Below are 10,079 nucleotides of genomic sequence, written 5' to 3' on the forward strand. Positions count from 1 at the left end.
GCCTCGGGTGGGCCTTCCGCCGTTCCCGGGGGCGTGCGTTGCGGATCGGCGGTCAGCGTTCGGTCAGGCCCGCTTCGTGGGCGATCAACCCGGCCTGCACCCGGTTCGCGCACTCCAGCTTCACCAAGGTCCGGGACACGTAGCCCTTCACCGTCGCCTCCGACAGGAAGAGCCGTTCGCCGATCTGCGCGTTGGACAGGCCGTCGCCGATCCCCGCCAGCACCTCCCGCTCCCGGTCGGTGAGTTCGCGGACCGCCTCCTGCGCGCGCTGCCTCCCGGTCCCGTCCGACGCGGCCACCAGGCGCTTCGCCGCCTGCGGGGACAGCACGGTGTGCCCGTCCGCCGCCACCCGCACCAGGCCGATCAGATCCTCCGGCGGAGTCGACTTCACCAGGAAACCGGACGCCCCGGCCCGCAGCGCCCGCAGCACGTGCTGGTCCGCGTCGAACGTCGTCAGCACCACCACCGCGGGCGCCTCGGGCAGCCGCGCGATGCGTTCCGTCGCGGTCAACCCGTCCACGCCCGGCATCCGCAGGTCCATCAGCACCACGTGCGGCCGGTGCTGCACCACGGCCTCGACCGCCGCGGCCCCGTCCTGCGCGTCGCCCACGACCTCGATGTCCGGTGCCGAGCCGAGGATCGTGCGCAGGTGCGCGCACACCATCGGCTCGTCGTCGACCACGACGACGCGGACCGTCTCGCTCACCACGGAAACCCCGTTCACCGCGGGCCTAGCCCGATCCGGCTTCGGCCGTGGGCACGTACCCGGGGAGTATGGCACCGACCTCGAACCCCCCGTCCCCGGTTCGACCGGACCGGAAGGTCCCGCCGACCAGCTCCACCCGCTGCCGCAGGCCCAGCAACCCGGCCCCGGAACCGCTGGCGGCGAGCTCGCCCCCGCCCGCGGGATCGGGGCGCGTGTTGCGCACCGCCAGCCGCACCCGGTCCGCGTCGTACTCCACGTGCACCAGCACCTCGCTGCCCGGAGCGTGCTTGTGCACGTTCGTCAGCGCCTCCTGCACCACGCGGTAGGCGGTCCTGCCCACCGCCGGGGACACCGCGGTCGACTCGCCGAGCTCGGTGAGCCGCACCGGGACGCCCACCGACTCCGACTCGGCGACCAGCTCGGACAGGTCGGGCAGCGCCGACTCGGCGACCACGTCCGGCCGCTGCTCGCCGGAGCGCAGCACGCCGAGGAAGTCCCGCAGCTCGTCCAGCGCCTGGCAGCCGCCGGCCCGCAGCTCCTCGGCGGCCCGCCGGGTCGCCCCGTCCTGCGCGGTCACCCCCAACGCGCCCGCCTGCAGCACCATCAGGCTCACCCGGTGCGTGACCACGTCGTGCATCTCCGAGGCCAGCTTCGCCCGCTCCTCGGTGCGCACCTGCTCGGCCAGCAGGTGCTGCTCGCGTTCGGCTCGCTCCGCCCGGTCCCGCAGCGCCGCCACCAGCCGCCGCCGCGCGCCGGTCCACAGTCCGAGCAGCGCCGGGAACGCCGTCACCCAGACCGCGTTGTTCAACGTCTCGCCGTCCGGGTTCGTCCACGGCCGCAGCGCCGTGAACACCACCGCGGCGACCAGCACCCAGCCGGCGGCGCGCCACCGGGCCCGCGTCTCGAACGCGGCGAACGCGTAGGTGAGGAACGGCAGTTCCCCGGGCATCCACGGATCGGAGTGCTGGTTGATCGAGAACAGCGCCCCGGTCCCCGTGCTCACCGCGACGAGGTGCACCAGCATCATCACCAGCGCGACGGCCAGCAGCACCACCGGGTAGCGGCGCCGCACCAGCAGGCCCAGCGTGAACAGGTTCAGCACCACCTGCGCGACCCATTCCCCGCCGAGCCACCGGAAGTCCTGCGGCGGCACGTCCGGCGGGAAGAACACGGCCAGGATCGGGCCGAGCGGGAACAGGACGGCGACCAGCACCACGTCGAACACCGCATCGCGCGGGGTGTCCCAGAGATGTCGCCACAGCGGGCGTTGCACAGCCACACCGTAGCCGCGGAACCGGGGCGAACCGCCGGAATCCACACCGCCGTCGGCCGCGAACCTACGAAAGTCGTACCAGCGCACGACTTCCGTCACAGCGAGAACCGACCGAAAACCGTCGCGCCGGGTGCCCCGGGTGGAGTGGAATGGTCCTCGATCGCGAATCCTCCTGGGGGAGACCATGCATACCGAAGTGCGCGCCACCGCGGCGCGGCCACCGTCCACCACCGCGGGGCCGCCCGCGTTCGCCCGCCGTCCGCTGCTGCTCGTCGCGGCCGCGTTCGCGGTGGTCCACCTCGTGGTGGGGGCGTTCGGCGGGTACTGGATCGACGAGGTGTACATGCTGGCCGCGGGCCGGTACCACCCGGACTGGGGCTACGTCGACCAGCCGCCGCTCGCGCCGCTGCTGGCCGGTGCGATGGGCTGGCTCGCTCCCGGCTCCATGATCGTGCTGCGCCTGCCCGCCGTGCTGATCTCGGCAGGCGGCGTGCTGCTCGCCGGGTCGCTGGCGCGGGAGTTCGGCGGCGACCGGCGCAGCCAGGTGCTCGCGGGGCTGGGGTTCGCGACGGGGCTGTGGACCTCGCTGGTCGCGCACTGGATCACCCCGTACACGCTGGAAGCGCCGCTGTGGATGCTGCTGTGCCTGTTGCTGGTGCGCTGGTGCCGGCAGCACGCGGAAGGGCGGGCCGACGATCGGCTGCTGCTCGGCCTCGGCGGCGTCATCGGGGTCACGATGCAGGTGAAGGTGCACGTCGCGGTGCTCTGCGCGGCGCTGCTGCTCTGCCTGCTGGTGTTCGGTCCGCGGGACCTGCTGCGCCGCCCGAAGTTCTGGGGGTGCATCGGGATCGCACTGGTCATCGCGGCACCGACGTTGATCTGGCAGGCGGCGCACGGGTGGCCGCAGCTGGCGATGAGCGAAGTGGTCCAGGCGGAGACGCCGATCCTCAGCGGCGGCCGGAGCGGCGCGGCCCTTTCGATGGTGCTGTACATGGGAGTTCTCGGCGTCCCGCTCTGCCTCTACGGCGTGGCGCGGATGCTCACCGCCGCCGAGTTCCGCCCCTACCGGTTCATCGCGGCCGCCGCCCTCGCGCAGTACGCCTTCTACATCGCCACCAGCGGGCGGCCCTACTACGTCGTCGGCATGTACGGCGTGCTGCTCGCGGCCGGCGCGGTCGCCTTCCAGCGCAGGCGGGAAGCGCGGGCCGCGGCCGGGCGGCGCGGCGCCGCGTGGCTCGCGTGGCCGGCCGGTGCGCTGGCGGTGCTCGCCGCGGGCGCCGTCGTGGTGATGTCCTCGATGCTGGCCACCGCGTTCGGGGTGCCCGCGGACCGGGCCCTGGCCGGAGAGGTCGCCACCGCGTACCGGCAGCTGCCCGCGCAGCAGCGGGAGCACACGGCGGTGGTGGGGGAGAGCTACATCCTTGCTGCGATGCTCGACGCGCACACCCACGAGTACGGACTGCCACCGGCGCACAGCGCGCATCGCGGCTACGGCTACTTCGGGACGCCGGACGACGGTGCGCGGGACGTGCTGTTCGTCGGCGAGGACCCGGAACCGTGGCGGGCGCACTTCGCGGCGGTGCGCCGCATCGACGGCGGCGGCACCCCGCTGTGGCTGCTCACCGACCGCCAGGAGCCGTGGCCGCAGCTGTGGGAGCAGGTCCGGAGCTTGAAGTAGGCCCGCCGCGACCAGGGCCGCACCACCGAATCGGAGACCACGACGTGTCCACAGAAGACAGACACCCCGCAGCGCAGGTGCGCCTGCGGCCACCCCGGCACCGGGTGGAGCGCCGAGCCGTCGGCTGGTGGTCCGCCCAAGCCGCGATCCTCGTCGTCCCACCGGCCGTGGTGCTCGCGGTGCTCGCCGCGCTGATCGCCCCCGCCCGCCCCTGGCTGCTGCTCGGACTGGCCGTCGTGGCCGTGCTCGGCATCCCCTACCTGGTCGTGATGCCGCAGTGGCGCTACCGGGTGCACCGCTGGGAGAACACCGACGACGCCGTGTACACCGCGGCCGGCTGGTTGCGCCAGGAGTGGCGCGTGGCCCCGATGTCCCGGATCCAGACCGTGGACACGGTGCGCGGCCCGCTGCAACGCGCGTTCGGGCTCGCCAGCGTCACCGTCACCACCGCATCGGCCGCCGGGCCGCTGCGCATCGACGGGCTGGACCACCGGGTCGCCGCCGAACTCGTCGAGCGGCTCACCGCCACCACCCAGGCGGCGCCCGGGGACGCGACATGAGCGGGCCGGTGGACTGGCGGCGGCTCGACGGCCGGGTCGTGCTGGTGCCGGTGGTCCTGGCGCTGCTGCCGCTGGTGCCCACCGCCGCGGTGATGCTCGTGGCCGGGACGAAACCGGCCGGAGTCGTCGTCATGGCGGGGATCTGGGCCGCCTGCGCGGCGCTGCTGGCGGTGGCCACCGGGCTGGACTGGTGGTTCGGCTCCTACCGGATCGGCGAGGAGCGGGTGGAGCTGCGCAAGGGCGTGCTGTCCCGCAGCCACCGCTCGCTACCGCGGGACCGCATCCGCAGCGTCGACCTCACCGCCGACCCGATGCACCGGGTGCTCGGGTTGTCCGTGGTGAAGATCGGCACCGGGGCGCAGGGCGACGGCGAGCTGAAGCTGGACGCGCTGGCCCGGTCCGACGCGGAGCGGATCCGGGCGGCGCTGCTGCTCCGGGAGTCCACTGCGGACGGTGCCGCGGACGACGCGTCGGACGGGCCGCGGGACGGGGAGCTGGCCCGGCTGCGTCCGGTGTGGCTGCTGTACTCCGGCGCCACGATGTCGCTGATCCTCGCCGTGTGGGGCGCGATCGCCTCGGCGTTCGGCTCGTTCTCCGAACTGCTGGCGAAGTTCGGGGTGTACCGGCTCGTCGGGGAGGAGATCCGGGCGGTCCCGCTCTGGCTGGCCATCGGCGCCCCCGTGGTGGCGGTCGTGCTGATCGGGGTGCTCGGCTCGCTGCTGCTGTCGGTGGAGCTGTGGTGGGGGTTCACGCTCACCCGCGAAAGCACCGGGACGCTCCGGGTGCGCCGCGGGCTGTTCACCCAGCGGTCGATCTCCCTGGAGGAGAGCCGGTTGCGCGGGGTGGAGCTGGCCGAGCCGCTGCTGCTGCGCTGGGTCGGCGGGGCCCGCACCAACGCGATCGCCACCGGGCTCAGCGACGCCGAGGGCGGGAAGCAACCGGACGCGAAGACCTTGCTGCCGCCCGCGCCGCGCGCCGAAGCCCGCCGGGTCGCCGCCGAGGTGCTGCGGGAGGAGAACTTCCCCGCTGACGGCTTCACCGCGCACCCGCGGGCCGCGCTGCGGCGGCGGATCACGTGGGGGCTGCTGGTGGCGCTGCCGTTCGCCGCGGCCGCGGTGGTGGCGGTGCTCGGCTGGATTCCCTTCGCCCCGGCGGCGGCCGTGGTGCCCTCGGTGGCGTTGCTCGCGATCGCGTTCGGCGTCGACGCCTACCGCAACCTCGGACACCGGCCGCACGGCGCCTACCTGGTGGGCAGGCGCGGCACCGGGCTGCGCCGGACCGTCGCGCTGCGCCGGGACGGGATCATCGGCTGGCGCTTCGAGCAGTCGGTGTTCCAGCGCCGCTCCGGGCTGCTGGACGTCGTGGCCACCACGGCGGCCGGGTCCGGCCGGTGCACGATCCCCGACGTGCGCGCGGGGAACGGCCTGCTGCTGGCCGAAGAGGCGGTACCGGGCCTGCTCACCCCATTCCTCGAACCCGCGCCACCGATTAATACCCGCGAGGAGTAGGACCGTTCGGGTGAGATGCGTTTCGCAGCGATCGAAGGAATAGCAGGAAGGCGCCTCGGTCTGCGGAAACGTGGCGACCGACGGTCGGATTAATCCGACTTCGAGAATCGGAGCCGAGCGGGCGCGGATCCGGCGACCCGCTCGGTTCTTCGGTTCGTTCTCACGTCCGGGACGGCGCGGTCACCGGACGCGGTGGTGCGAGGGTCAGCGGTCGAAAGTGCCGCGCTTGAGACCTCCGAGGAAGTCCGCCCACCGCGCGGGATCGACGACGAAGTAGCCACCCGGCCGGTCCTTCGTGTCACGCACGCCGACGCGCGCGGCACCGAAGCCGACCTCCACGCATTGTCCCTGGTGCGTGCTCCGGGTGCTGGTCCGCCAACCCGTGAGGTATTCCATCTACAGCTCTCCTATGCGCTCGTGAATCACTTGAATGGACCCTTCCGGGTCGATCGCGTGTGCGCGTAGATGGTCCATCATCGTCACGTATTTGGACAGCTCGTTATCCCGTTCGAGATAAAGTCCTCCCACGTGGGTTTCCAGATAGACGACATCCGGATCCACGTGATTGGAGTAGCGGAGGATGACGAATGGCCCTGCCTGCGCCGGATGCGCGCCCGCGTCCAACGGCATGACCTGCAACGTCACGTTCGGGAGTTCCGCCAAAGCGAGCAAGTGCTCCAATTGGCGGCGCAATACCGCCGAACCGCCCACGCCGCGGCGCAGCGCCGTCTCGCCGATCACCGCCCACAGGTCCAGGGGCTGCGATCCGGTGATCCGGTCCTGGCGCTGCATCCGGAGCTCCACGCGGCGGCTGATCTCCGGCTCGTCCGCGCGGATCAAGGTGGACTTGGTGATGGCGTACGCGTACTCGGCGGTCTGGAGCAGGCCGGGGATCGCTTCCGACTCCCAGGTGTGCATGGACGAGGCCTCGGCCTCCAGCCCGACGTAGGTCTCGTACCACTCGGGAAGCACATCGCTGTAGGAATGCCACCAGCCGCGCTTCCGGGCGTCCCGAGCCAGGTTGATCAACTGTTCGCGTTCGGCACCGTTGACGGCGTAGAAGTCCAGCAACGCGCTGACGTCGCCGATCGACGGAGAACGCTTCGCCGTCTCGAATCTGCCTATCTTCGCCTGGGTGCAACCGAGGTGGGTGGCCGCCTGCTGCTGGGTGACCTCCGCCAGTCCTCGGAGCCTGCGCAGCTCCGCGGCGAGGCGGCGGCGGCGCACCGTGGGACTCACTGTCATGGCGATCAGTGTCCACCCTGCGAACCGAGCGTCACCATCGCGTCACCCAACCGACATCCTTTTCCCGGCGCCGGCGGCACGAACCGAGTCCGGGGGCGGCGGTGCGGGACCGGCCGGAACACCTGGCGGAGCGTGCTTTTCCCCGCTGCGGAGCTGGTCCCGACCTCGGCGTGCTGGTCCGAGGATCGGGACCGCGGCACCGTCCCGGGCGGATGCGGCGGCAACCGGCTCGCCGCGCCGCGCCTCTCGATCCCGCCGCGACGCGGGAAAACTCACGCAGAGCGACCGATTTCCCGGAAACCCGGCTGGCCCCTCCCGGGACGAGTGACGCGTGCTCAGGGACGGGGGATGTTGCGCAGGTTGCTCCGCGCCAGCTGCACCATCTTCCCCACCCCGCCGGAGAGCATGGTGCGGCTCACCGCCAGCGCGAAGCCCTTCACCTGCGTACCGGTGATCTTCGGCGGGATCGACAGCGCGTTCGGGTCGGTCACCACGTCGATGAGCGCCGGCCCCGGCCGGGCCAACGTCCCCTCCAGCGCCTCCCGCACCTCACCGGGCCGCTCCACCCGCACCGAGTGAATGCCCGCCGCCGCGGCGATCCCGGCGTAGTCGATCGAATCGTGGTCGGTGCCGAAGTCCGGCAGCCCGTCCACCAGCATCTCCAGCTTCACCATGCCCAGCGAGGAGTTGTTGAACACGACCACCTTCACCGGCAGCTGGAGCGTCCGCAGCGTCAGCAGCTCGCCCATCAGCATGGACAACCCGCCGTCGCCGGCCATCGCGATCACCTGCCTGCGCCGGTCGACGAGCTGGGCGCCGATGGCCTGTGGCAACGCGTTCGCCATCGACCCGTGCACGAACGAGCCCAGCACCCGGCGGTGCGCGTTCGGCGTCACGTAGCGTGCCGCCCACACGTTGCACATCCCGGTGTCCACGGTGAACACCGCGTCCTCGGCCGCCAGGTCGTCCAGCGCGTCGGCCACGTACTCCGGGTGGATCGGCACCTGGTTGCCGACGTTCGTGGTGTACGAGTCGACGACCTGTTCCAGCTGGTCGGCGTGCTCGCGCAGCATCCGGTCCAGGAACGAGCGGTCCGTCTTCTGCCGCAGCTTCGGCAGCACCGCGCGGATCGTCTCGCGCACGTCGCCGTGCACCGCCAGGTCGAGCACGGTGCGCCTGCCCAGGTGCGTCGGGTCGATGTCCACCTGCACCGTGTTGGCCTGCGGCAGGAAGTTGTCGTACGGGAAGTCGGTGCCCAGCAGCACCACCCGGTCCGCCTTCTGCATCGCCTGCTGGCAGGCGCCGTAGCCGAGCAGCCCGCTCATGCCCACGTCGTACGGGTTGTCGTACTGGATCCACTCCTTGCCGCGCAGCGCGTGACCCACCGGGGCCTGCAAGGTGCTCGCCAGCTGCATCACGTCCTGGTGCGCGCCACGGGTCCCGGCACCGCAGAACAACATCACCCGCTCCGCCGAGTTCAGCGATTCGGCGAGCTGGTCGACCTGCGTCGGGGAGGGCACCACCGTCGGCGGCTCCGAATCGACCGCGCCGGTGCCCGTCGACCGCGCCGCCGACTTGTGCGCGACGTCCCCCGGCAGCACCAGCACCGAAACACCGCGCCGCCCCGCCGCGGTCTGCATGGCGCTGCGCAGCAGCCGCGGCATCTGCTCCGGCTGGGAGAGCAGCTCGCAGAAGTGGCTGCACTCGTTGAACAACTCCTCCGGATGCGTCTCCTGGAAGAAGCCGGTGCCGATCTGCTCCGACGGGATGTGCGAGGCCAGGGCGAGCACCGGGGCGCCGCTGCGGTGCGCGTCGTACAGCCCGTTGATCAGGTGCAGGTTTCCCGGCCCGCAACTGCCCGCGCACACCGCGAGCCGCCCGGTCAGCTGAGCCTCGGCGCTGGCGGCGAACGCCGCCGCCTCCTCGTGCCGCACGTGCACCCATTCGATGCCGTCGGTGCGCCGAACCGCGTCCACCACCGGGTTGAGGCTGTCGCCGACGATCCCGTAGATCCGTCGCACGCCTGCTTGCACGAGCACTTCGATGAACTGGTCGGCCACGGTCGGCATGAGCTCTCCCGATAGGTGGGGTGCTGGTGTCTCCCGTCTACGCGGGGCGGTGCAGCCCCGCAACTCCAGGAGGTAGCGCCGCGTTCACGCCCCGTTCGGGGGAACCCGGTAACGTCTCCACCCCGACCGGCGATCACTTGGTAGTCGATGTCGACGTGTTCCTCGAAAACTCCTGCAGGAAAGGGAAAACGGTGAGCCTGCGCCTTTACACCGTTTGCGCGCTGTCCGTGACCGCTTCGGCTCTGGCCGGGCTGTTCTTCGGTGGGTTCATCGCCGCTGATGATCAGGAGGAGGCGGTGTCGGTGAACACCGTCTCGCAGACGGTGTCGGAGACCGCGCCGCAACTGCCCTGAGTCGAGGGTTCCGCCCGAGGTGATCTCGACCGCGGTGGCCTGGGCGGTCGGTGGCCGCCCAGGCGAGCGGGGCGTTCGGCGTGGACTAGCGTCGAGGCATGAGCGAACAGCAGCGACTCGCACCGGGTGACGCCGCACCCGAATTCTCCCTGCCGGACGCCGACGGCAAGACCGTGGCGCTCGCCGACTACCGGGGCCGCTCCCTGGTGGTCTACTTCTACCCGGCGGCCGGCACGCCCGGCTGCACCAAGGAAGCGTGTGACTTCCGGGACAGCTTGGCGGTGCTCGACGACGCCGGGTTCGACGTGGTCGGCATCTCGCCGGACAAGCCGGAGAAGCTGGCGAAGTTCCGCGACGCCGAGGGCCTCACCTTCCCGTTGCTGTCCGATGTGGACAAGTCGGTGATGGCCGCGTGGGGCGCGTTCGGGGAGAAGAAGAACTACGGCAAGGTCGTGCAGGGCGTGATCCGCTCGACCTTCGTCGTCGACCCCGACGGCAAGATCGACAAGGCGCTCTACAACGTCAAGGCCACGGGCCACGTCGACCGGCTCCGCAAGGACCTCGGCGTCTGACGACCCGCACCACCGGGAGGGGCGGTTCCGGCTCGGACCCGCCCCTCCCGCACGTCCACCGTCGATGGGTGAACGGACCGTTCGTCCCATCTGGTTGGTCGAACGGTCCGTTCAC

General features: G+C 71.7%; 10 protein-coding genes. 5 read left to right on the forward strand and 5 right to left on the reverse strand.

Annotated elements, in window-relative coordinates; all coding sequences use genetic code 11:
* Positions 1-52 precede the first annotated feature (52 nt).
* Positions 53-706 (reverse strand): response regulator transcription factor, encoded by a 654-nt coding sequence (locus tag LCD35_RS18245; RefSeq protein ID WP_225044513.1) that lies wholly within the window; start codon positions 704-706, stop codon positions 53-55.
* Between the two features lie 25 nt (positions 707-731).
* Complete coding sequence (locus LCD35_RS18250) at positions 732-1,979, reverse strand: histidine kinase (protein ID WP_224959031.1); 1,248 nt, start codon at positions 1,977-1,979, stop codon at positions 732-734.
* A 184-nt stretch (positions 1,980-2,163) separates the two neighbouring features.
* Here LCD35_RS18250 and LCD35_RS18255 point away from each other — a divergent pair, with 184 nt between their 5' ends.
* The 3 genes from LCD35_RS18255 to LCD35_RS18265 are packed head-to-tail and all read left to right on the forward strand — an operon-like array spanning position 2,164 to position 5,725.
* Positions 2,164-3,657 (forward strand): glycosyltransferase family 39 protein, encoded by a 1,494-nt coding sequence (locus LCD35_RS18255; protein ID WP_224959032.1) that lies wholly within the window; start codon positions 2,164-2,166, stop codon positions 3,655-3,657.
* A gap of 44 nt (positions 3,658-3,701) precedes the next feature.
* A complete protein-coding gene (locus LCD35_RS18260; protein ID WP_225044514.1) occupies positions 3,702-4,217 on the forward strand; it encodes a PH domain-containing protein in 516 nt (171 codons plus the stop codon).
* Positions 4,214-5,725 (forward strand): PH domain-containing protein, encoded by a 1,512-nt coding sequence (locus LCD35_RS18265; RefSeq protein WP_225044515.1) that lies wholly within the window; start codon positions 4,214-4,216, stop codon positions 5,723-5,725. Before LCD35_RS18260 ends, LCD35_RS18265 begins: the two co-directional genes overlap by 4 nt.
* A 204-nt stretch (positions 5,726-5,929) precedes the next feature.
* On the opposite strand, the gene LCD35_RS18270 is transcribed toward LCD35_RS18265, so the two are convergent.
* The 3 genes from LCD35_RS18270 to LCD35_RS18280 form a co-directional block, all read right to left on the reverse strand.
* Positions 5,930-6,121, reverse strand: a complete 192-nt coding sequence (locus tag LCD35_RS18270) for a DUF397 domain-containing protein (RefSeq protein WP_224959035.1) — start codon at positions 6,119-6,121, stop codon at positions 5,930-5,932.
* Positions 6,122-6,970, reverse strand: a complete 849-nt coding sequence (locus LCD35_RS18275; protein ID WP_224959036.1) for a helix-turn-helix transcriptional regulator — start codon at positions 6,968-6,970, stop codon at positions 6,122-6,124. It abuts the gene before it with no gap.
* Between the two features lie 335 nt (positions 6,971-7,305).
* Positions 7,306-9,039 (reverse strand): pyruvate dehydrogenase, encoded by a 1,734-nt coding sequence (locus LCD35_RS18280; protein ID WP_225044516.1) that lies wholly within the window; start codon positions 9,037-9,039, stop codon positions 7,306-7,308.
* 155 nt (positions 9,040-9,194) lie between these two features.
* On the opposite strand from LCD35_RS18280, the gene LCD35_RS18285 reads away from it, so the two are divergent.
* Both LCD35_RS18285 and bcp read left to right on the forward strand, forming a co-directional pair.
* On the forward strand, positions 9,195-9,392 hold the full coding sequence (locus LCD35_RS18285; RefSeq protein WP_224959038.1) for a hypothetical protein: 198 nt from the start codon (positions 9,195-9,197) through the stop codon (positions 9,390-9,392).
* A 98-nt stretch (positions 9,393-9,490) separates the two neighbouring features.
* Positions 9,491-9,964 (forward strand): thioredoxin-dependent thiol peroxidase, encoded by a 474-nt coding sequence (bcp, locus tag LCD35_RS18290; protein WP_225044517.1) that lies wholly within the window; start codon positions 9,491-9,493, stop codon positions 9,962-9,964.
* Positions 9,965-10,079 lie beyond the last annotated feature (115 nt).

The sequence above is a fragment of the Saccharopolyspora sp. 6V genome (assembly GCF_020176785.1).
Lineage (GTDB): Bacteria > Actinomycetota > Actinomycetes > Mycobacteriales > Pseudonocardiaceae > Saccharopolyspora_C > Saccharopolyspora_C gregorii.